Below are 21,786 nucleotides of genomic sequence, written 5' to 3'. Positions count from 1 at the left end.
CACCGCTGGCGTCAGGATGAAATGACGCAAAGCGCCGATTGGACGCCAATGTGGCGCCCGGGATGACGACTGGCGGCATTCAACCGGTCAGCAACCCCCTGTGGCGATGCCGGATCAGCCCATTGAGTGCCAGCCCCAGGAGGCTGAGCAGTACCAGGCACAGGGCCAGGGTGGTTTGCAGGCCCAGCGGGGTGAGGCTGATCACGGCACTGGTCAGTCCGCCGACGACGAAGATCAACACGCTGCCGGCCGAGGCCGACGTACCTGCCTGCTCGGGAAACCGGTTCATCGCCCGGGTGTGGGCCGCCGCCCGGGCAATGGTGGTTCCGGCAGTGCAGACGATCATGGGCAGCAAGAGGGTGGTGATCGACAGGCCCAGGTGGCTGGAGAGCCCGAGCATCATCACCCCTGCCGTCAGGATCAGGCCCAGGCCAGTGAAGATTTGCGTCTGGGAGTCGATTCGGTTGCTCAATACCGTCGCCAGCGCTCCGCCGCCGATATAGGCCAGCCCGTAGCCCAGCAGGGCCAGTGAAAACGCCTCGGGTGACAGCCCCAATTGGTCGATGAAGACCAGTGGCGAGATGACGATGAAGGAAAAGTGGCAGGAAAAGGCCAACGCAGAAGTCAGCCAATAGGCCATGAAGCTGAAGTCGCCGCAGACCTTTCGATAGGCGCTGATAAAGCTCAGGCGCTGCGGATGGGAGGTTGCCGCAGAAGACGGCAGCAAAAGGCAAGCGCCTGTAAATACCGCTATTGCCAGGGCGATGAACACCAGGAAGCTGCCCTGCCAGCCCATCCAGGCTTGCAACCCGGTGCCAGCCAGCGGGGATACGGAAATGAAGACACCGCCGCAGGTCACCAGGAATATGCGCAATCGTTGCTGTTCCTGCCCGGTAAAGAGATCCTGGATCAAGGCCTGGGAGAGGACGAAACAACCGCACCCCAATGCCTGGACGACTCGGGAAAACAGAAAGAGCCCGTAGTCGTCAGCGATGACGCACCCGGTTGCGCCAATGGCCGCGACCGTGATGCCAACCAGCAACAGGGCCTTTCGGCCCAGGGCGTCGGAGAGAGGACCCACCAGCAGTTGCGAGAGGGCGATGCCCACCGCGAACAGGCTGACGGACAGGGCGATGTCCGAGGACGAACGCTGGAAGTGCTCCGACAGCGCAGGGAACGAGGGCAGTACCACATCGATGGGAAACACGCCCAGCAGGGTCAGTGTGAGCAATAGAGCCACAGTGGCTGGCTTGCGGGTGTGGCGTGGGGACCTGGCGTCAACCATCGATAAACCCCGCCTGGCTGAAAAGCTGCCGGTAATGGCCGTTGTCGAAGAAGCCTGCGTCGCTCATGGCCGCGAATGTCGACACCGCACCGCAACGGACACGCCGGGCGTGGGCGCCTGGCAGCAGGAGGCCGGAAACGATCTGGCGCGAGCTTTGGTTATCGAAGCCGACACTGGCGAGGCTGCGCAGCAGCCAGGAGTCATCGGGCTCGAAATAGAGCCCGATGATATGCAGCAGCATCCCGGCGGCGAGGTCGCGCTGCGTGGAATCGAGGACGGACCACAGGTACTGGAACACCTCGCTGAAGTAGCGACTGTGCCGTGCCTCGTCCTCGAGGTGGTTCCTGAGCATCCGGTACACCGTGCAGACCAGGGTGTTGCGGGTGATGGCGAGCAGTTCCCGGGCAATGATGGTTTCGGAAACGAACCCCAGCAGCAGCCAGGCCAGGGGGCGATCCATCGGCGAAGCGGCGTCGATCGTGCTCAGCAAACGGTTGATGCGCCTGGGCGGCTGGCGGTCGTCGATGCCATAGAGGTTCGCGATCTGCTCGGCCACTTCGTTGGAAAAAAGCGCGTGGTAGCCCTCATCGGTGTAGAGCTGCAGGGCCGCGGTTTTCATTCTTCGGGGGATCGGTACGGCCAGTTCGCCATGGATGATGGTTTCTACCGAGCGATTGACGACCCGGTGTTCGAGCATCGTGGTGTAGTCGAGGAAATACAGGAGGTGGTTGGCAGCCAGGCGCTGGGCAACGGCGCGGCCTGCCTGGCGGACCAGCGGATGTTCGACATAGGGGATGAAGGCCGGTGGAAACCAGTCCCGGCTGGAAAGCTGCTGCTCCAGGTCGTCGGGCAATCGATAGTGGTCCCTGCGGGTACGCACTGCGGCCTTGTTGTCCCAATCGCCAAGGGTGTAGCGGGGCGACTGCCCAAAGGAAATGTTGGTCATGACACAGCGTCCTGGCGTTCGATCAGGGCTGTCAGCTCTTTGCAATGCACCTGCCCGTCGCCATGGCCGCAGCCGACAAAAAACAGCGGTTGCTCACAGGAGTCCTCAAGCCCCAGCAACCGTTCGACCTCACGATCGCTCAACGCGCCGGTCAACCAGGTATCGAGGCCGAGCGCCGTGGCGACCATCAGGAATGTCTGGGAAACGTGGCCCGTTTCGACGAATGCCATGCGGTAGGCGCGGGAGTGTGCGTATTTCCACCAGAGCTTGTCGAAGCGTGAGGTGATGAACAGCCCGAACGGCAAAGGGTTGATGAAATGCTGGCCGCACAGCAGGCGACCCAGGGGAGCCTCCGGCAAGGAGGCGGTCAGGCTCAGGGCATGTTCGTCCGGAAGATAGGCGTAGAGGCCTGGCGCGAGGCCTGTCACGTCGCGTACGTAAAGATAACCTTCGCAGGCATTCAGGCCGCCGCCTGACGGGCTGCTGCGTCTTGCGCCCAGTGATTCGGGGCCGGCTGCCCTATGGATGTCCCGGCGTTCGTTCAGGTAGCCCAGGGACAGGTAAAGCAGTGTGCTGACCTGCTCGATCGAGATGGGCTGGTCGCGAAATGAACGGGACGTGCTGCGGCCGACCAGGGTTTGGATCAGCGAAGCGTCCTGCAAGTCGGTGAGCAGGGGGCGGGCCAGGGCGATCCGGTCGGCTTGAGGGTTGCTGATCCTGGCTGAGGGCATGGGTGAAGCGAGCACCTCGTTGCAGTGTTGCAGATACAAAGCTGCCCACTCATTTACATCTTGGGGGATATCGGCGCACGGAATGTTCTTGGTGCCGATATGAAATATTCTGGATAGCTCATCCCATTCCCATTTGGTGGGGGTTCTTGCTTCCTTGATAAGGATTTCTGCGTCCAGCAGGTCGGCGTCAATGGGATAATTGATATCAAACGTGGATGGGTCTTGTATAAGTTGCGCCAATCGTGTCGAGTAGCGAAGTTCCAGTTCGAACTGGGTATGGCGCTCGTAGTTCCAAACGACCTGATGCGGCGGGCGGGCAAGTATGAACAGGCACGGATTTATATGCATGAGGGTGGGTTCCGCTGGTGTGACGAGCCAGGGCAGGGCCGGGGTGCCGGCATTCCCCGGCCCTGGTTACTTCTTACTTACTTGGTGGCGGCTTTTGGAACAACCAGGCCGGCCAGGTTTGCGATTTTGTCAGCTTCCAGATTGATTGCTTTCATGATACAGCTCCTTTGTTTTGAATAAGTGTGTTTGAACAAGTTGTGTTTTCTAGTGCAGGTCACTTTTGAAGTGACTGTTCAATCATAGTTTTTAATGAATGCTTGGCAAGCGGAGATTGAGTAGGAAAGCTCCAGTAATAATGTGGGAGAGTTCGTACAGAATTTAACTGTGTCGTTATTAACTTCGGTATGAGGTAACTTTTCAGACATGCAAATAAAAATCGCAGCCCAAGGCTGCGATTTTTATTTAACCAATGCGGGCCGAAGCGCCGACCGCGCCGGGGGAACTCAGCTGTTAGGCAGCAGCCGGCAGATGATGCTCTTGATGTAGCGGGTTTCGGCAATGGCCGGATGCACCGGGTGGTCGGGTCCCTGGCCGCCGCGTTCAAGCAACTGGATGTTGCGATCCAGATGACGGGCACTGGTCAACAGGATGTTCTGCAGGTCATCTTCGGGCAGGTGCATCGAGCACGAGGCACTGACCAGGATGCCGTCCTTGGTCAGCAGGCGCATGGCCTGTTCGTTGAGGCGACGATAGGCGCCTTCGCCGTTCTTCAGGTCTTTCTTGCGTTTGATGAAGGCCGGAGGGTCGGCGACGATCACGTCGAAACGTTCTTCGCTGGCCTTGAGCTCCTTGAGGGCTTCGAACACGTCGCCTTCGATGCAGGTCAGCTTTTCAGCGAAGCCATTCAACGCTGCGTTGCGTTCGACACCGTCGAGGGCAAAGCTCGAAGCGTCCACGCAAAACACTTCGCTGGCGCCGAATGCCGCGGCTTGCACGCCCCAGCCGCCAATGTAGCTGAACAGGTCGAGCACGCGCTTGCCTTTGGCATAGGGTGCCAGGCGTGCACGGTTCATGCGGTGATCGTAGAACCAGCCGGTCTTCTGGCCTTCCATGACCGGCGCTTCGAACTTCACGCCGTTCTCTTCCAGGGCGACCCATTCCGGCACCAGGCCGAACACGGTTTCGACATAGCGTTCCAGCCCTTCGGCATCGCGGGCGGCGGAATCGTTCTTGAACAGGATGCCGCTGGGCTTGAGCACCTGGGTCAGGGCGGCGATCACATCGTCCTTATGGGCTTCCATGGTGGCAGATGCGATCTGCACCACCAGGATGTCGCCGAAGCGGTCGACCACCAGGCCTGGCAACAGGTCGGAATCGCCATAGACCAGGCGATAGAACGGTTTGTCGAACAGTCGTTCACGCAGCGACAGCGCCACGTTCAGACGGTGTACCAGCAGGGATTTGTCCAGCGGCAGCTTCGCGTCGCGGGACAGCAGCCGGGCGCAGATGAGGTTGTTCGGGCTCAGCGCGACCACGCCCAGCGGCTTGCCACCGGCGGCTTCGAGGATTGCCTGGTCGCCGGCCTTGAAACCGTGCAGCGGGGTGGCGGCCACGTCGATTTCGTTACTGTAGACCCACAGATGACCGGCGCGCAGGCGGCGGTCGGCATTGGCTTTGAGGCGCAGGCTGGGCAGGGACATGACGTCGCTCCGGAAAAAAGAGCGGGAGTATACCGTGTCGGAGCGAGCGGCGGGCCAGGTGGGCGATGAAACGCGGGGCGCCTGGTGGGCGCGCCTTGCCCGGATAATGGACGGGGCCCGCGAGCCGTGGTGTAAAAAACTCCTCAAGCTGAATGGGTTGGCTGCCGACCTAGGCCTGTATCTGAATGAAAGTTTCGTCGATCGACCCCGGCGGTGTGTCGAGCCCGTCCTGAAGGGGTAGAATCCTCGCCTGTCCCAGAGTGTGTGCAGCCATGTCCAAAGAGCTTTCCGCCGAACAGATCCAACAATCCCTGCAAGGCATCAGCGTCCCGCCCCAACCGCAGATCATGGTGGATCTGCAGATGGAGCAGTACATGCCTGACCCGGATCTGGAGACCATCGCCAAACTGATCTCCCAGGACCCCGGCCTGTCGGGAGCCTTGCTGAAAATCGTCAATTCGCCGTATTACGGCCTGCGCAACAAGATCACCTCGATCCAGCGCGCCGTGAACCTGCTGGGCAGCCGCTCGATCATCAACCTGATCAATGCGCAGTCGATCAAGGGCGAACTGCACGACGATACCATCGTCACCCTCAACCGATTCTGGGATACGGCCCAGGACGTGGCGATGACCTGCCTGACCCTGGCCAAGCGTGTCGGCCTGGAGAATGGCGACGAGGCCTATGCCCTGGGCCTGTTCCATGATTGCGGCGTGCCGCTGATGCTCAAGCAGTTCCCCAACTACATGAGTGTGCTGGAGCAGGCGTATGCCAGCGCCAGTGCCGAATGCCGGGTGGTGGACACTGAAAACCGCCTGTTCAATACCAATCACGCGGTGGTCGGTTACTACACGTCCAAGTCCTGGCGCCTGCCGGACCATGTCAGCCAGGCCATTGCCAACCACCACAACGCCCTGGCGATCTTCAGCGACGAATCCTCGCGCAACAACAGTCAGTTGAAGAATCTGCTGGCGATCCTGAAAATGGCCGAGCACATCTGCGCTTCCTATCGGGTACTGGGTAACCAGGCCGAGGACCACGAATGGGCCTGTGTCGGTGATCTGGTGCTCGATTACATCGGCCTGTCGGAATACGATTTCCAGACCCAGAAGCAGGAAATCCGCGATCTTGCCACCCGCTGAGGCCCGATAGCGCCGTACCATCGTCCATTCGAGAAATCCATGCCAGAACTGCCCGAAGTCGAAACCACCCGCCGCGGAATTGCCCCGCACCTGGAAGGGCAGCGGGTCAGCCGCGTGATCGTGCGCGATCGTCGCCTGCGCTGGCCGATTCCGGAAGATCTGGATGTGCGGCTCTCGGGCCAGCGGATCGTGCAGGTGGAGCGGCGCGCCAAGTACCTGCTGATCAATGCCGAGGTGGGCACGTTGATCAGCCATCTGGGCATGTCCGGTAATCTGCGTCTGGTGGAAGTGGGCATGCCTGCCGCCAGGCATGAGCATGTGGATATCGAACTGGAGTCCGGCCTGGCCTTGCGCTACACCGATCCTCGGCGTTTCGGCGCGATGCTGTGGAGCCTCGACCCGCTCAACCATGAACTGCTGATTCGCCTCGGGCCGGAACCGTTGACCGATCTCTTCGACGGTGAGCGCCTGTTCCAGCTCTCCCGTGGGCGCTCCATGGCAGTCAAGCCGTTCATCATGGACAACGCCGTGGTGGTGGGCGTGGGCAATATCTATGCGACCGAAGCGCTGTTCGCCGCCGGGATCGACCCGCGTCGAGAGGCCGGGGGCATCTCCCGGGCGCGTTATCTGAAACTGGCGATCGAGATCAAACGCATCCTCGCCCATGCCATCGAACGCGGCGGTACCACGCTGCGTGACTTCATCGGTGGCGATGGCCAGCCCGGCTATTTCCAGCAGGAACTGTTCGTGTACGGCCGGGGTGGGGAGCTGTGCAAGGTCTGTGGAACCGGGCTGAGGGAAATCCGCCTGGGGCAGCGTGCGAGTGTCTGGTGCCCGCGCTGTCAGAGATGATCCGTCCCCAGGGTCTATAGTCAGTAGTCATATTGGCTAGCCGAAGGACCGCCCCCATGAATCTGCTTCGCCCCGTCGTTCTTGCGTTGCTGCTGAGTGTCGGTTTGCCTGCCCTGGCGAACACCGGCAGCGGTGATCCGCGCTACACCATCCAGAACCCGCCCGCCTACGCCATGATCGGCGACTTGCTGATCGCTCGCCCGCTGTTGCTCGCCGCCACAGTGATCGGCGCCGGGGCATTCGTGGTGTCGTTGCCCTTTACCGCGCTGGGCGGTGGGGTTGGCGATGCAGGAAAGGCATTGGTGGTAGACCCGGCGAAAGCCACGTTCGTGCGCTGCCTGGGCTGTGTCGGGGAGGGGTTCGAGAGTCAGGACTGAGGCGCGACCGGGTTGCCGCGCCGTGGCGGATGGCCTTGTCGCCAGGCGCGGCTGGCGCCCTGTGGGCGTGAGCCTGCTCGGGCACGGATGCTACGAGCCTCCAGCTCAAGCCTTGCCGGTGATCCTGCGGTACTTGGCCATCAACTGTTCTTCGGTTTCCGGATGGGCTTCGTCCAGCGGGATGCAATCCACCGGGCAGACCTGCTGGCACTGGGGCTCGTCGTAATGGCCGACGCATTGGGTGCACAGGTTCGGATCGATGACGTAGATCTCTTCGCCTTGGGAGATGGCCTCATTCGGGCATTCGGGTTCGCAGACGTCGCAGTTGATGCAATCGTCGGTGATGATCAGGGACATGCAAGCTCCTGCCGGGGCGCTGGGCCCGGGCATCTGAAAACGGATGTGCGCAATTGTGCCGCATTGACGAGCTCAGTGCACGCGGCCGCGATGGACTGCACTGTCACCCAAGGCGAGGCTGCGAGGCGAGTCGCAGCCAGGGGCTTACTTCTTGAAGCGCTCGGTCAGCGCATCGGCCACGACCGGGTGGACGAACTTGCTGATATCGCCGCCCAGGGCTGCGATTTCCCGCACCAGGGTCGATGAAATGAAGGAGTAGCGCTCCGAGGGTGTCAGGAAAAGACTTTCCACGTCAGGTGCCAGCTGACGGTTCATGTTGGCCAGCTGGAATTCGTATTCGAAATCCGAGACGGCCCGCAGGCCACGCAGGAACACGTTGGCATTCTTTTCCTTGGCAAATTGCGCCAGCAGCGTCGAGAAACCGACCACTTCCACGTTGGGCAGATGCCGGGTCACCTCGCGGGCCAGCTCCACGCGTTGCTCCAGGGAGAACAGCGGGTTTTTCTTCGGGCTGGCGGCGACGGCAATGATCACATGGTCGAACAGGCGCGAGGCGCGTTCGACCAGATCGCCATGGCCCTTGGTAATCGGGTCGAAGGTACCTGGGTACAACACTCGGTTCATCGCGTCGTCCTGGCGGGAGTCCGTTGGGGAGTCGGATGGTATCGCAGCCGACTCGGTCGGCCAAGTCGCCTGTAGGATAAGACAGCACTATAGACGTCGCGAATAATCCGGATCTTCATGGGTTTTTCAGGCGTTCGGCCAGGGAATTCGCCAGTTTCGCCGTCAGCCCGTACACCGACAATTGTGGGTTGGCACCGATACTGGTGGGAAACAGGGAGCCATCGTGGACCGACAGGTTGCTCAGTTGGTGATGACGACCGAGGCTGTCGGTGACGGCGGTTTTCGGGTCCTCCCCCATGGCGCAGCCGCCCATGACATGGGCGCTGCCCAGGCGCGTACGGAACAGGGCAAGGTCCAGGCCGTCGATCAGCGTCCGGGCTTCGGCCAGGGTCTTCACATAGCGGGCATCGCCGTGCATCGGCATGACCGCCCGGGCGCCGCCGGCGAACTGAATCTCGGCCATGCTGTGGAAAGCCCGGCGCAAGCCATCCCAGGTGTAGGCGGATACCGGATAGTCGAGTACTGGCGTGCCGTCGCCGCGCAATTCCACGCTGCCGCCGGGGCTGTCCGGGTGAAAACCGTCCCGTAGCAACGCCAGCATCGCGTGGGTGTAGGGCAGTTGGGCCATGTGCCGGGCATTCTCCGGGCCGTAGCCGCCCAGCAACGTGGCGGCAAGGGCGGGGTGCAGGGGTGGAACTTCGAGTTTGTAGGACATTTTGCCAGTGACGCCGTCCTGCCATTGGAAGTGATCCGAGTAAATCGATTGCGGTGCTCCGTAGAACGGGTTGATGACCTCATCGAACTGGCCGGCCGACATATTCACCAGGTGCAGGAAGGTACGCTTGCCCAGGCGCTCGTGGGGGTCCGGCGCATCGGAGCGCAGCAGCAAGGCCGGGCTGTTGATCGCGCCGCCGGCCAGTACGTAGTGTCGCGCCTTGACCGTGATGCGCCGTCCGGTCGGAGCCACGCACCGCTCATCCATCGCCACGCATTGCAGATCGATGACCGTATCGTTGCGCAGGGTCAGGCGTTCGGCCCGCGCCAGGTAAAGCAGCGCGCCACCCTGGTCCAGGGCGGCCGGAATGCTGGTTACCAGCATCGACTGCTTGGCGTTGGTGGGGCAGCCCATGCCGCAATAACCCAGGTTCCAGCAGCCACGCACATTGCGCGGGATCACGTGCCAGCTGTACCCCAGCCGTTCACAGCCCTTGCGAATCACGTCGTTGTTGGCATTGGGCGGCATCAGCCACGGCGCCACGCCCAGGCGCTGCTCCATGCGTTCGAACCATGGGGCCATGTCGGCGGGACCATGCCCCTTGACGTCGTGCTCCGAGGCCCAGTGTTCCAGCGTCTGTTCCGGTGTGCGGAAGCAGGAAGTCCAGTTGATCAGTGTCGTGCCGCCCACCGCCCGGCCTTGGAGGATGGTGATGGCGCCGTCCTTGCTCATCCGTCCGAGGCCTTCCTGGTACAGGCTGGTGTAGGCCTGGTCTTCGAGCAGCTTGAAGTCGTTACTGGTCTTGAGCGGGCCTTCCTCGATCAACAGGACCTTGTAGCCCGCGACGCTGAGGATTTCCGCGGTGGTGGCGCCCCCGGCGCCGCTGCCGATGATTGCCACGTCGGCGTCCAGGGTCAGGTCCTGGGTCAGTTCGGCACCGTTGTAGGTGGTCCAGCCACGGGCAAGGCCTTCGCGAAAAGGATCGGGTACGGGCATGTCGGGCTCTCTCTTGTTGTCATGAAACTGCGATGAAGGTCCCCGTGGCGCGGCCTTCGAGTGGCTTCAGACAGCGGGAGGGCCCGGATAGCCACAGTTCGCCCAGGCCTCGGCCCGGCTGTACCACGCCATCATCACCATTTGCAGCAACGAACAATGGCCTTGGCGCAGGAGGTCCAGCGAACTGTTTTCCCACCGCTGGAGAAAGTGTCGGATTTCATCGGCGCTGGCGTTTTCCCACGCACCCCAGACACCGGTCAGCGGCCCTCGGGTAATGCCCAGCGTAAGCACGTCGAACAGCTGACGGGCGAGCCTGAGCGTGGCCGGGGAAAGATGAGCCAGGCCGGTGTCCAGGCTTTGCAGGGTGGCGGTCGTGGCGGTCGGGAGCGCCTCGACGCTCACGGCGTCCTCCAGCATGACCGGAATCACCGCACGCAGAAACGGCAGGTCGCTGTCGCGCAGCGCCGCCAGGCCGTTTCCTGGGTGGCCGGGTGAACACGCGCCCAGGCTGACGGTGCTCAGGAAGAGACTGGCACCGAGGCTGAATTTCAGCAGGCCGCGCCGGGACAGCGCGGGTGTATCGGTCAGGCTTGGGTTCATTGTTGTTTTTATCCGGCAAGGCGCTGTCAACGGACAAACAGCTTCTGGATCAGTTTCTGAAGCGGCTTGCCATAAGGCGGGTAGATCAGTTTTGCGGCGTTGAAGCGCTGCTTGGTCAGCACGCCCTTGGCCTTGCTGAACGTCAGGAAACCTTCGTGCCCGTGGTAATGCCCCATTCCCGAGGGGCCGATGCCACCGAATGGCAGGTCATCCTGGGCCACATGCAACAGCGTGTCGTTCAGGCAGACGCCACCGGAATGGGTTTCGTCGAGCACGCGCTTGTGTTCGGCCTTGTTGTAGCCGAAATAGTAGAGCGCCAAAGGGCGAGGGCGCTGGTTGACGTAGGCAAGTGCCTGGTCAAGCGTCTCATACGGCACGATAGGCAGCAGCGGGCCGAAGATTTCGTCCTGCATGACCGTCATGTCGTCACTGACGTTGAGCAACAGGCTATGGGCCATGCGTCGCCCCTGGCCCTGGTCGAACAGCTCGATCAGCAACCCGCCCTTGCTCGTGGCATCGCTGATGTAGCCATTGAGCCGCGCCAGTTGTCGTTCGTTGATGATTGCGGTGTAGTCCGGGTTGTCTGCCAGTGTCGGATAAAACCCGCGAACCGCTTCGCGATACGCTTCGACGAATCCGCCGACTCGATTTTGCGGGACCAGTACGTAGTCTGGCGCAACACAGGTTTGCCCGGCGTTGAGCATCTTGCCGAAGGCTATACGCTCGGCGGCGTCCTTCAGGGGCACGTCGGTGGACACGATGGCCGGTGATTTTCCGCCGAGTTCCAGGGTGACGGGGGTCAGGTTCTCCGCCGCGGCCCGCATCACGTGCCTGCCGATACTGGTGGCGCCGGTGAACAGCAGGTGGTCGAAGGGCAACCTGGAAAACGCCACACCAACGTCGGCCTCGCCCAACACGACGCAAACCAGGTCCTCGGGAAAGATACGGGCCAGCAGCTGCTTGAGCAGCAATCCGGTGGCCGGGGTCGATTCGCTGAGCTTGAGCATTACCCGATTGCCCGCCGACAACGCCCCGACCAACGGTCCGATGGCCAGGAACAACGGATAGTTCCAAGGCACGATGACCCCGACCACGCCCAGCGGCTGGTAGACCACTTTGGCCGAAGCTGGCTGGAAAGCCATGCCTACCTTGCGCCTTGACGGTTTCATCCATCCCGGCAGGTGTCGGCTGGCGTAGTGGATGCCATGCAGGCTCGGCATCAGCTCGGCCAGTAGCGTTTCATCGGCGCTGCGGTGACTGAAATCCTGGCTGATGGCTTCGATCAAGGCTTGTCGTTCGTCGCTCAATACCTCACGCAGCGCCTTGAGCCACTGTCGGCGCTGGGCTGCCGGAGGCAACGGATGGGCGACGTAGGCCCGACGCTGTGCCTCGAAGAGCGACCGCAGCTCATCCAGGTTCTGTTGGGATTCGTGCAGATAAGCGATGTCGGCAGGCATTGGCAGGCCCTGATTATTATGGGAGTGAGTGTTTTTAGAGTTTATGCTCTAAAAAGTCAAATGACATCCGGTGCTGCGATGGGTTTGTCCCGAAGACGATAGATCGTAAGATGCCGATCAATGCCTTCGTCGAAGTAAAGCCCAAGCCATGGCCCCACGAATGAAAACCAGCGAGCGCATCGTTCAAAACAGCCTCGAGCTGTTCAACCAGCAGGGCGAGCGCAGCGTCAGCACCAACCATATCGCTGCCCACATGGACATGTCCCCGGGCAACCTGTACTACCACTTCCCCAACAAGCAGGCGATCATCGCCGTGCTGTTCAGTGAATACGAAAACCTGGTGGACAGCTTCCTGCGCCCGCCCCAGGGCCGGGCTGCCACAGTGGAAGACAAGCGTTTCTATCTGCAGGAACTGCTGTCGGCGATGTGGAGCTATCGTTTCCTGCACCGGGACCTGGAGCACCTGCTGGACAGCGATCCAGACCTCGCGGCCCGTTATCGACGTTTTTCCCAGCGCTGCCTGATCCACGGCACCGCCATCTACGAAGGCTTCGTCGCGGCCGGCATCCTGAAGATGGACCGTGTGCAGATCGAATCCCTGACCCTCAACGCCTGGATCATCCTGACGTCCTGGGTGCGATTTCTGTGCACCACGAGGGAAAATTCCAGTCATTTGAGCGAGCAGGCCATCAAGCGCGGGGTATACCAGGTGCTGGTGCTGGAGGCCGGCTTCGTGACCGACGAGGCGCGTGAGGCGGTGGATGCACTGTTCAAAGAGTATTACGTCCCGCTGGCCCAGACCCTGGAGGAAGGGCAGTAGGATTCGGACCTCGATTCAGCCATAGGAGCTTCAGCATGCCCATCGCGCAAGTCATCAGCCCTCAAGCCCTGGAGCAGAGGAGGTCGCAGCCCGGGCTGGTGATCCTCGATTGCCGCTTTGCCCTGGAAGACCCCGATTACGGCCAACGTAGTTACGCGGAGGGGCATATCGCCGGGGCTTCGTTCGCGGACCTCGAACGGGACCTGAGCGGGCCGGTGATCAAGGGTATGACCGGGCGCCATCCATTGCCGGAGCCTGAAGCCTTGATCGAGCGCTTCCGGGCCTGGGGCATCGATCATGACAGCGACATCGTGCTGTATGACGATGGCCCCGGAGCCTATGCCGCCCGGGCCTGGTGGCTGCTGGTCTGGCTGGGCAAGCGCGATGGTCTCTACATCCTCGACGGCGGGCTCAAGGCCTGGCATGCCGCCGGTCTGCCCTTGAGCCTCGATCCACCGGCAGCGGGACGCGGATCCTTCAGCGGTTCGCCGGATATGACCTTGCTGCTTGGCGCCCAAGAGCTGGAAAAACGCCTGGGCCAGCCGGAGATGACCTTGCTGGATGCCCGGGCCTTGCCGCGATTCAAGGGCGAAGTCGAGCCGATCGACCCGGTGGCCGGCCATATCCCGGGGGCTCAGTGTGCTGCGTTCACCTGCAACCTGGACGCGCAGGGACGTTTCCTGCCCGCCGGTCGGCTCAAGCAGCGTTTCGCCGATCAACTGGGCGAGCGATCGCCCGCCGGGCTGGTGGCCTACTGTGGCTCCGGCGTAACGGCGTGCCACAACCTGTTCGCCTTGTGCCTGGCGGGTTATCCGTTGGGCAGGTTGTACGCCGGCTCCTGGAGCGAATGGATCAATGATCCGCAGCGAGGCGTGGCCAAGGGCGAGTGACTCGCCTGCCGCAAGATTGAAAGGGAATCGGCAGAGGGCCCGGGCCGCGACGGATCATGTCTGGCCCAGACTCGCCAGCCAATGAGGAATGCGTCGTTCCAGATAGTATCCGGGACGCCGCAAGGTTCCGTCGACGAACCCTACGTGTCCGCCCTGGGCGTGCAGTTCAAGGCGGGTGGAAGCTGACAGCTCGCCGGGCTCGGGCAGGCTGTGGGGAAATACGAAGGGATCGTCGGCGGCCTGGATCACCAGGGTTCGCGTACGAATCCCGCCCAGGAAATAGCGACTGGAAGCACGACGGTAATAATCGGAGGCGTCGGAAAAACCATGCAGTGGTGCCGTCACCCGTCCGTCAAAATCCCAGAAGGTGCGCATGTTTTCCAACGGGCCCAGCGCCGACAGGGCCGCCAGCCCCTCATGATGTCCGTCGTGCTTGAAGCGGCGTTCCTTGTTGCGCACATAGGCCACCATTTCACGCATGAAATGCGCCTGGTAAAACCTGGAGAACCCCTGGCCGATGCGGTCTGCGCACTGGTCAAGGCGAAACGGCACCGAAACCGCCACCGCTCCCAGCAACTGGCTGTCGTTGCCGGTTTCCCCCAGATGCTTGAGCAGTACGTTGCCGCCCAGGGAGTAGCCTACCGCGAAGAGGGGCGCCAGGGGACGTCGGGTTCGCAAGTGGGTGATGGCGGCGGCCAGGTCTTCGCTGACACCGGAATGATAACTGCGGGGCAGCAGGTTCGGTTCCCCCGAGCAGCCGCGCCAGTTCAGCGCGACACTGGCCCATCCCTGTTGGCCGAGAGCGTGTTGCAAGCCGGCTACATAAGGCGAATTGGAGGAGCCGGTCAGCCCGTGAAGTACCAGCACCAAGGGTGCCTCGGCACTGTGGGGGCCATGCCAGTCCAGGTCGAGAAAATCGCCGTCCTCGAGCCAAAGGCGTTCGCGCTCGCGCTGGATGGGGACGCTCTTGCGCCATAGTGGTCCCCACAAGGTCTGCAAGTGCGGATTGCCCAGGCCCCGGGCGGGCATGAAACGTTCGGATGCGGCGGACACGATCATTCTCGATACACGGGCCAGCCGTTCAGCCAACGGCGGCTGCCATACGTTGCCACAATGCGTAAAACACCCGTCCGGACTTCTGTTCGCGATGCAAGCGCCAGTTGGCTGGTAAGCCCAGGGTTGAAGGGGCGGTCTCGCTTTCAGTGTAGACCCAGGCATCCTCGGCCAGCCATTGGCGTTCTTCGAGCAGGGCACACACGCTCGGCAGCAGGTTCTGGTTGAACGGCGGATCGAGGAATACCAGGTCGAATGGCGTGGCCGGTTGGCTCTCCAGGTAACGCAATGCATCGGCCGTCTGCACCTGGCCGACGGTGCAGCGCAGGGTGCCCAGGTGTTCCTTGAGGCTGGAGACGGCCAGGCTGCTGGCGTCCAGCGCCTGGCCCATGGCCGCGCCACGGGACAGCGCTTCGAGGAACAAGGCGCCGCTGCCGGCGAACGGATCGAGCACCCGGGCTCCCGGCACATAGGGTGCCAGCCAGTTGAACAGGGTTTCGCGTACCCGGTCCGGCGTCGGGCGCAAGCCTGGCGCGTCGGGAAAGCTCAAGCGGCGGCTGCGCCACTCGCCGCCGATGATGCGTAGCTGGTTGATCCCGTTATGAACGGGTTTCTTGCTGGAATTCGATGGGCGGGCCATTAGTGCTCCGGAACCCCGAGCGGCTGCTCGGCGGGTTTGTCAGTGGGGGCTGGCAGCGGCTTTTGCGGCACGGTCGGGCCGGCGGTGACGATGACCATTTTGTCGATGCTCAGGTGTCTGTTCAACGCGGCCTTGACCTCTTCGACCGTCAACGCCTGGGTCTGGCGCATGAAGTCCTCGAGGTAACTCAATGGCAAGTCATAGAAGCCCATGGCGCCGAGCTGACCGACGATATCCTCGTTGCTGGCGGTAGACAGCGGAAAACTGCCGGCCAGCTCGCGCTTGGCATCGTCGAGTTCTTTCTGCGTCGGGCCGTTCCTGAGGTAGTCGGCGAACACGTCCTGCACCAGTTTCAGCGTACCTTCGCTCATCTCGGCACGGGTCTGCAGGTTGATCATGAACGGACCGCGAGTCTGCATGGGAGTAAAACCGGAATACACGCCATAGGTCAGGCCGCGCTTTTCCCGGACCTCAGTCATCAACCGGGTGCCGAAACCGCCGCCACCAAGGATCTGGTTGCCCAGGGACACGGCCGCGAAGTCCGGATCGTCCCGGTCGATGCCCAGTTGCGCCAGCATCAGGTTGGTTTGCTTGGACGGAAATTCGATGTGCCCGAGGCTCGCTTTCGGCTCCACCGGTGGCGGCGTTTTCGCCAGGGCCAGGCCCTTGGGCAATGCGGCGGACACCTGGTTGGCAATCGCCTCGGCCTCGGCGCGGGACAGGTCCCCCACCAGGGCGATCACCGCGTTGCCGGCTGCATAGGCCCTGGCGTGAAAGGCGCGGGCCTGGGCCAGGGTGATGGAAGGAATGCTTTGGGCGGTGCCATCGCTGGAATGGGCATATGGATGATCGCCATAGAGTCGTTTCATCAGTTCCAGGCCCGCCAGTTTGCCCGGATTCTGTTTCTGATACTCGAAGCCGGCCAGCAGTTGGTTCTTGATGCGTTCGAAAGAGTCGGCGGGGAAGGTCGGTTTGCCGACGACTTCGGCGAACAGCTTCAGCGCCGGCTCTCGCTTGTCCAGCGCACTGAGACTGCGCAGCGACACCAGGGCCATGTCCCGGTGGGCGCCATTGCCGAAGTCCGCGCCCAGGCTTTCGAAGCCTTGGGCAATGGCACTGACATCCTTGCCGGCCACGCCTTCGTTGAGCATGGCGTTGGTCAGCGTCGCCAGGCCAGGCGCATCGCCATCCTGGCTGCTGCCGGCAGCGAACGTCACGCGCAGGTCGAACATCGGCAATTCCCGGGCTTCGACGAACAATACCTTGGCACCGTCGGCGGTTTTCCAGGTCTGTACGTCAAGCTGACGGCGGCTGGGTGCCTTGTCATCGAGTTCGGACAGCGATTGCAGTTTGTTACCGGACCTGGCCTTGTCCAATGCCTGGCTGGCGTCCGTACTGCTCGATGGTGACAGATAAAAGGCCAGGGCGCCGACCAGGGCGATCGACACCAGGCCGATCAGCAGCAGGCGGGATGGTTTGCGCTCACTCATGAGCTTTCTCCTCGGGCAGGACGTGCGCGACGCTCAGGCGCGAGCGGGTGAAATACAGCTGGGCTGCCTTCTGGATATCTTGCGGGGTCACGCTTTGCAGTTCGGCAAGTTCGGTGTCCATCAGCTTCCAGGACAGGCCGACGGTTTCCAGCTGGCCGATGGCGGTCGCCTGGCTGGTGATCGAGTCGCGCTCATACACCAGGCCGGCGATGACCTGGGCACGGACGCGCTCCAGTTCGTCGGCGGTCGGCGCGGTGGTTTTCAGTTGTTCAAGCAAGCGCCACAGACCCGCTTCGGCCTGGGCCAGGGTCTTGTTCTTCTGGGTATTGGGTGTGGCCGACAGGGTGAACAGCGTGTCGCCCCGGGTGTAGGCGTCGTAGCTCGACGAGCCTCCGGACACCAGCTCCTCGCCGCGCTCCAGTTGGGTCGGGATCCGACCGCTGTAGCCGCCGTCCAACAGGGCCGAGATCAGACGCAACGCATTGACCGAACGTTTGTCCGTCGCGGTGGCGATGCTGGGCACATTGAAGGCCATCATCACGCTGGGCAGTTGGGTCTGCACATGCAGGGTGATCTGGCGCTCGCCGGGTTCGCCCAGCTCCAGGGGGATTTTCGCCACAGGGACGTCGCGTCGTGCAATCGGGCCGAAATAACGCTGGGCCAGTGACTTGACCTCATCCGGTGTCACGTCGCCGACCACCACCAGGGTCGCGTTGTTCGGGGCGTACCAGGATCGGTACCAGTGTCGCAGTTCCTCGACCTTCATCCGGTCCAGATCGGCCATCCAGCCGATGGTCGGCGTGTGGTAGCCGCTGGCCGGGTAAGCCATGGCCTTGAAGCGCTCATAAGCCTTCGACATCGGCTTGTCGTCGGTGCGCATGCGACGTTCTTCCTTGATGACCTCGATCTCGCGGCTGAACTCCTCCGGTGGCAGGCGCAGGCTGGCCATGCGGTCGGCTTCCAGCTCGAAGGCCACGCCCAGGCGGTCCCGGGCCAACACCTGGTAGTACGCGGTGAAGTCGTCGCTGGTGAAGGCGTTCTCTTCGGCGCCCAGGTCCCGCAGGATCAGGGAGGCTTCGCCCGGGCCGACTTTTTCGCTGCCTTTGAACATCATGTGTTCCAGTGCATGGGACAGGCCGGTCTGGCCCGGTGTCTCGTAACTGGAGCCGACCTTGTACCAGACCTGGGACACCACCACCGGAGCCCGGTGATCTTCGCGCACCACGACCTTGAGGCCGTTGTCGAGCATGAATTCATGAGTGGGTTGTGGATCGGCAGCCAAGGCTGAAAAGGGCAGGCAGACTGCGCTGAGCAGCAGGCCTGCGGCGCGGCGGGCGAGAGCATTCATTCGTGTTTAAACCTGTTGGGTTGCCCGCCATGTCTTAGCGTCGGCGGGCGAGAGGGTGCTAGGATACTGGTCCGTTTTACTGGCGGCCACGCCTATCGGGCCTTTTGTCGGGTGGACGTACCGGCGAAGTGTCGGGTTTGATCGTTGATCGCGGCGTTTTCGCCGACGATGCCTTGCCAGTCCTTCGAAAAAATCAAGGTCGAGGTGTTCCGGGAACACTTGGACAAAATGTTGCGCGTGAACAAGCTGGATGAAACACAGTCTGTTCAGCATCGAATATTTATCACCGAGGCGCCCTCGTGGCGCGTCGCTACCGTGAGATAGCCGTCCTCCATGTTTGGTTCCAACGACGACAAGAAGACCCCAGCTGCGGCTGGCGAGAAAAAAGGCCTGTTCGGATGGCTGCGCAAGAAGCCGCAGGAAACCGTCGTCGAACAGCCACAACCCGAGCCTGCCGCCGAAGCCGTGGCCGAGGAAGCCGCGCCCATTGTTCTGCCATTGGCCGAGCCGGTACTGCAACCGGTCGAGCCTGAGCCCGTCGCCGAGCCGGTGGCCGAGCAGCCACTGGCGCCACCTGCCGGACAAACCCCCTGGTTGACCTTGCCGGTGGCCGAAGAGCCGGTAGGGCTGGTGGAGGATGTACAGGCTCCGCACGTCACGCCGCCGATCCCCGCGCCAGTCGCCGCGACCCCGGTCGTGGCACCGGTTCCCGAAGTTGCCGAGGTTGCTGTAGTCGCCCCAGCGCCCGCTGTCGCCCAGCCTGTTCCTGAGCCGGTACCCGCTCCGGCTGAAGCGCCGGTTCTCGTCGAGCCGGCACCCGTCACCGAGCAGAGCAAGGTCGGCTTTTTCGCCCGCCTCAAGCAAGGCCTGTCCAAGACCAGCGCCAGTATCGGCGAAGGCATGGCCAGCCTGTTCCTGGGCAAGAAGGTCATCGATGACGATTTGCTGGACGATATCGAGACCCGCCTGTTGACCGCCGACGTGGGCGTCGAGGCGACGTCGGTGATCATCCAGAGCCTGACCCAGAAGGTCGCCCGCAAGCAGTTGACCGATGCCGACGCGTTGTACAAGTCCTTGCAAGGCGAGCTGGCCAACCTGCTCAAACCGGTGGAACAGCCGCTGGTGATCGCTTCGCAGAACAAGCCGTTCGTGATCCTGGTGGTGGGCGTCAACGGCGCCGGCAAGACCACCACCATCGGCAAGCTGGCCAAGAAGCTGCAGCTGGAGGGCAAGAAGGTAATGCTCGCCGCCGGCGATACCTTCCGCGCCGCTGCGGTCGAACAGCTGCAGGTCTGGGGCGAACGCAACGGGATCCCGGTGATTGCCCAGCACACCGGTGCCGATTCCGCTTCGGTGATCTTCGATGCCGTGCAGGCCGCCAAGGCTCGTGGCATCGATGTACTGATCGCCGACACCGCCGGTCGCCTGCACACCAAAGACAATCTGATGGAAGAATTGAAGAAGGTTCGCCGGGTGATCGGCAAGCTCGATGCCGACGCGCCCCATGAAGTGCTGCTGGTACTGGACGCCGGTACTGGCCAGAACGCAATCAGCCAGGCCAGGCAGTTCAACCAGACCGTCGAGCTGACCGGGCTGGCGCTGACCAAGCTGGACGGCACCGCCAAGGGCGGGGTGATCTTTGCCCTGGCCAAGCAGTTCGGCTTGCCCATCCGCTACATCGGCGTGGGTGAAGGCATCGATGACTTGCGCACCTTTGAAGCCGAGCCCTTTGTCCAGGCGCTGTTTGCCGAGCGGGAGCATTCATGATTCGTTTCGAACAGGTCGGTAAACGCTATCCGAACGGTCACGTCGGCCTGCATGAGCTGAGCTTTCGGGTACGTCGAGGCGAGTTTCTGTTTGTCACCGGCCATTCCGGCGCCGGTAAAAGTACCCTGCTGCGCCTGTTGCTGGCGATGGAGCGGCCCACCAGCGGCAAGTTGTTGCTGGCCGGCCAGGACCTGAGCACCATCAGCAATGCCCAGATTCCGTTCCTGCGGCGGCAGATCGGCGTGGTATTCCAGAACCACCAGTTGCTGTTCGATCGCACTGTATTCAACAACGTTGCGTTGCCGTTGCAGATCCTGGGCCTGTCCAAGGCCGAAATCAGCAAGCGCGTGGATTCGGCCCTGGAGCGCGTGGCCCTGTCGGACAAGGCCGAGTTGTATCCCGGCGACCTGTCCACCGGCCAGCAACAGCGCGTCGGCATTGCCCGCGCCATCGTTCACCGTCCGGCGTTGCTGCTGGCGGACGAACCCACCGGTAACCTCGACCCGCGACTGGCGGCGGAAATCATGGGCGTATTCGAAGATATCAACCGTTTGGGCACCAGTGTGCTGATTGCCAGTCACGACCTGGCTCTGATTGCGCGCATGCGCCACCGCATGCTCACCTTGCAGCGTGGCCGCCTGATCGGTGACGGGGAGGCTGGCGTATGAGTGCGACCCGCAGCCCCAAAGTGGCCGAGCGCGTGGCACCAAAAGCCTCCGAGCCTGCGCCGCAAAAGAAAAAACACGATGACGACGGTCCGGATTTCGCCACGCTGCTGCATGCCTGGATCGAGAGTCACCGCGCCAGCCTGCTCGACAGCCTGCGGCGCCTGGGCAAGCAGCCAATCGGTAGTTTCTTTACCTGCATGGTCATGGCCGTCGCCCTGAGCTTGCCCATGGGCCTGTCGTTATTGCTGAGCAACGTGGAGCGTCTCGGAGGCTCCTGGCAGCGCGCGGCGCAGATTTCCCTCTACCTTCAACTGGAGGCGACGCCGGCCGAGGGCGAGGCGTTGCGCGAACAGATCAAGGTCATGCCGGGGGTCGCCGATGCCGAGTACATCGGCCGCGAACAGGCACTGGAAGAGTTCCAGCAGCAGTCCGGCCTGGGCGAAGCCCTCAGGGAACTGCCGGAAAACCCGTTGCCGGGTGTGGTGCTGGTGACGCCGAAAGAGGTCGATAAACCGACCCTTGAAGCATTAAGACAAAGACTTTCCGAATTGCCGAAGGTACAACAGGCGCAACTTGATCTAGTCTGGGTCGAGCGTCTTGCGGCGATACTCAAGCTCGGCGACCGGTTTGTCTTCGGTCTGACGGTGCTTCTGGTTTCTGCATTACTTTTGGTGATAGGCAATACCATTCGTCTTCATATTGAAAACCGCCGCACCGAGATAGAAGTGATTAAACTCGTCGGCGGTACGGACAGTTATGTACGCAGGCCCTTCCTGTACATGGGCGCGCTATATGGCTTCGGCGCCGGGATTCTGTCCTGGGGAGTATTGGCGTTCGGCCTGGACTGGCTGAACGATGCGGTAGTGGGACTGGCCGGTTTGTACGGCAGTGATTTCGCGCTGGCCGGAGTGCCAGTCGCCGACGGTCTGTCGCTCTTGCTTGGCGCGGTGCTGTTGGGTTATATCGGTGCATGGATTGCGGTCGCACGCCACTTGCGTGAGCTTGCGCCAAAATAGTGTTTTTGCGCGTATTGACCTTTC

21 protein-coding genes are annotated in these 21,786 nt (G+C 62.2%); 8 read left to right on the top strand and 13 right to left on the bottom strand.

The genetic code is table 11. The annotated features are described in order from the left end of the window. Positions 1 to 79 precede the first annotated feature (79 nt). The 4 genes from BLP99_RS05145 to BLP99_RS05130 form a co-directional block, all read right to left on the bottom strand. Positions 80 to 1,285, bottom strand: a complete 1,206-nt coding sequence (locus BLP99_RS05145) for an MFS transporter (protein WP_072390322.1) — start codon at positions 1,283 to 1,285, stop codon at positions 80 to 82. After that, a complete protein-coding gene (locus BLP99_RS05140) occupies positions 1,278 to 2,231 on the bottom strand; it encodes a diiron oxygenase (protein WP_072390319.1) in 954 nt (317 codons plus the stop codon). Before BLP99_RS05140 ends, BLP99_RS05145 begins: the two co-directional genes overlap by 8 nt. Beyond that, positions 2,228 to 3,310 (bottom strand): SagB family peptide dehydrogenase, encoded by a 1,083-nt coding sequence (locus BLP99_RS05135; RefSeq protein ID WP_092179870.1) that lies wholly within the window; start codon positions 3,308 to 3,310, stop codon positions 2,228 to 2,230. The genes BLP99_RS05140 and BLP99_RS05135 overlap by 4 nt, the downstream gene beginning before the upstream one ends. Before the next feature lie 443 nt (positions 3,311 to 3,753). Beyond that, positions 3,754 to 4,950 carry a class I SAM-dependent rRNA methyltransferase gene (locus tag BLP99_RS05130; protein ID WP_072430907.1) on the bottom strand — a complete coding sequence of 399 codons (1,197 nt, stop codon included), beginning with the start codon at positions 4,948 to 4,950 and terminating at the stop codon, positions 3,754 to 3,756. A gap of 272 nt (positions 4,951 to 5,222) precedes the next feature. Here BLP99_RS05130 and BLP99_RS05120 point away from each other — a divergent pair, with 272 nt between their 5' ends. The 3 genes from BLP99_RS05120 to BLP99_RS05110 are packed head-to-tail and all read left to right on the top strand — an operon-like array spanning position 5,223 to position 7,321. After that, positions 5,223 to 6,092, top strand: coding sequence for an HDOD domain-containing protein (locus tag BLP99_RS05120; protein WP_072390306.1), 870 nt, complete (start codon positions 5,223 to 5,225; stop codon positions 6,090 to 6,092). A gap of 39 nt (positions 6,093 to 6,131) precedes the next feature. Next, entirely contained in the window at positions 6,132 to 6,944 is an 813-nt protein-coding gene (gene mutM, locus BLP99_RS05115) for a bifunctional DNA-formamidopyrimidine glycosylase/DNA-(apurinic or apyrimidinic site) lyase (protein WP_072390303.1), read from the top strand. Between the two features lie 56 nt (positions 6,945 to 7,000). Then, the gene (locus tag BLP99_RS05110) at positions 7,001 to 7,321 is read left to right on the top strand and encodes a multidrug transporter (RefSeq protein WP_072390300.1); all 321 of its coding nucleotides are present in this window, start codon (positions 7,001 to 7,003) and stop codon (positions 7,319 to 7,321) included. Positions 7,322 to 7,426: 105 nt separating this feature from the next. Here BLP99_RS05110 and BLP99_RS05105 read toward each other — a convergent pair whose 3' ends face one another. From BLP99_RS05105 to BLP99_RS05085, 5 genes are all read right to left on the bottom strand, one after another. Then, a complete protein-coding gene (locus BLP99_RS05105; RefSeq protein WP_009683359.1) occupies positions 7,427 to 7,678 on the bottom strand; it encodes a YfhL family 4Fe-4S dicluster ferredoxin in 252 nt (83 codons plus the stop codon). Between the two features lie 144 nt (positions 7,679 to 7,822). Further along, entirely contained in the window at positions 7,823 to 8,302 is a 480-nt protein-coding gene (gene coaD, locus BLP99_RS05100; RefSeq protein WP_072390296.1) for a pantetheine-phosphate adenylyltransferase, read from the bottom strand. Between the two features lie 115 nt (positions 8,303 to 8,417). Next, positions 8,418 to 10,013 (bottom strand): GMC family oxidoreductase, encoded by a 1,596-nt coding sequence (locus BLP99_RS05095; protein ID WP_072390293.1) that lies wholly within the window; start codon positions 10,011 to 10,013, stop codon positions 8,418 to 8,420. 66 nt (positions 10,014 to 10,079) lie between these two features. Next, positions 10,080 to 10,613, bottom strand: coding sequence for a twin-arginine translocation pathway signal protein (locus BLP99_RS05090; RefSeq protein ID WP_072390290.1), 534 nt, complete (start codon positions 10,611 to 10,613; stop codon positions 10,080 to 10,082). Between the two features lie 26 nt (positions 10,614 to 10,639). Further along, on the bottom strand, positions 10,640 to 12,070 hold the full coding sequence (locus BLP99_RS05085) for a coniferyl aldehyde dehydrogenase (RefSeq protein ID WP_072390287.1): 1,431 nt from the start codon (positions 12,068 to 12,070) through the stop codon (positions 10,640 to 10,642). Between the two features lie 148 nt (positions 12,071 to 12,218). On the opposite strand from BLP99_RS05085, the gene BLP99_RS05080 reads away from it, so the two are divergent. Together BLP99_RS05080 and BLP99_RS05075 are read left to right on the top strand one after the other, a co-directional pair. Next, positions 12,219 to 12,890, top strand: coding sequence for a TetR/AcrR family transcriptional regulator (locus tag BLP99_RS05080; RefSeq protein ID WP_072390284.1), 672 nt, complete (start codon positions 12,219 to 12,221; stop codon positions 12,888 to 12,890). Positions 12,891 to 12,925: 35 nt separating this feature from the next. Next, positions 12,926 to 13,780 (top strand): sulfurtransferase, encoded by an 855-nt coding sequence (locus BLP99_RS05075; RefSeq protein ID WP_092179868.1) that lies wholly within the window; start codon positions 12,926 to 12,928, stop codon positions 13,778 to 13,780. A gap of 54 nt (positions 13,781 to 13,834) precedes the next feature. On the opposite strand, the gene BLP99_RS05070 is transcribed toward BLP99_RS05075, so the two are convergent. The 4 genes from BLP99_RS05070 to BLP99_RS05055 are packed head-to-tail and all read right to left on the bottom strand — an operon-like array spanning position 13,835 to position 18,311. Beyond that, entirely contained in the window at positions 13,835 to 14,839 is a 1,005-nt protein-coding gene (locus tag BLP99_RS05070) for a hydrolase (protein ID WP_371128580.1), read from the bottom strand. A gap of 22 nt (positions 14,840 to 14,861) precedes the next feature. Next, positions 14,862 to 15,473, bottom strand: coding sequence for a 16S rRNA (guanine(966)-N(2))-methyltransferase RsmD (gene rsmD, locus BLP99_RS05065; RefSeq protein WP_072390280.1), 612 nt, complete (start codon positions 15,471 to 15,473; stop codon positions 14,862 to 14,864). Further along, the gene (locus tag BLP99_RS05060) at positions 15,473 to 16,963 is read right to left on the bottom strand and encodes a M16 family metallopeptidase (RefSeq protein WP_072458568.1); all 1,491 of its coding nucleotides are present in this window, start codon (positions 16,961 to 16,963) and stop codon (positions 15,473 to 15,475) included. Before BLP99_RS05060 ends, rsmD begins: the two co-directional genes overlap by 1 nt. Next, the gene (locus BLP99_RS05055) at positions 16,956 to 18,311 is read right to left on the bottom strand and encodes a M16 family metallopeptidase (protein ID WP_072390264.1); all 1,356 of its coding nucleotides are present in this window, start codon (positions 18,309 to 18,311) and stop codon (positions 16,956 to 16,958) included. The genes BLP99_RS05060 and BLP99_RS05055 overlap by 8 nt, the downstream gene beginning before the upstream one ends. Positions 18,312 to 18,644: 333 nt before the next feature. On the opposite strand from BLP99_RS05055, the gene ftsY reads away from it, so the two are divergent. From ftsY to ftsX, 3 genes are read left to right on the top strand one after another with little or no spacing between them, the layout of a single operon-like run. Further along, the gene (gene ftsY, locus BLP99_RS05050; protein ID WP_092179866.1) at positions 18,645 to 20,078 is read left to right on the top strand and encodes a signal recognition particle-docking protein FtsY; all 1,434 of its coding nucleotides are present in this window, start codon (positions 18,645 to 18,647) and stop codon (positions 20,076 to 20,078) included. Then, complete coding sequence (gene ftsE, locus BLP99_RS05045; protein WP_053148274.1) at positions 20,075 to 20,746, top strand: cell division ATP-binding protein FtsE; 672 nt, start codon at positions 20,075 to 20,077, stop codon at positions 20,744 to 20,746. Before ftsY ends, ftsE begins: the two co-directional genes overlap by 4 nt. Then, positions 20,743 to 21,762 (top strand): permease-like cell division protein FtsX, encoded by a 1,020-nt coding sequence (ftsX, locus tag BLP99_RS05040; protein ID WP_072390257.1) that lies wholly within the window; start codon positions 20,743 to 20,745, stop codon positions 21,760 to 21,762. The genes ftsE and ftsX overlap by 4 nt, the downstream gene beginning before the upstream one ends. Positions 21,763 to 21,786 lie beyond the last annotated feature (24 nt).

Origin of the sequence: Pseudomonas sp. NFACC32-1 (assembly GCF_900101215.1) — a bacterium.
Lineage (GTDB): Bacteria > Pseudomonadota > Gammaproteobacteria > Pseudomonadales > Pseudomonadaceae > Aquipseudomonas.
Note: the sequence above shows the minus strand (reverse complement) of the source record. Positions and strands in the feature narration are given on the sequence as shown.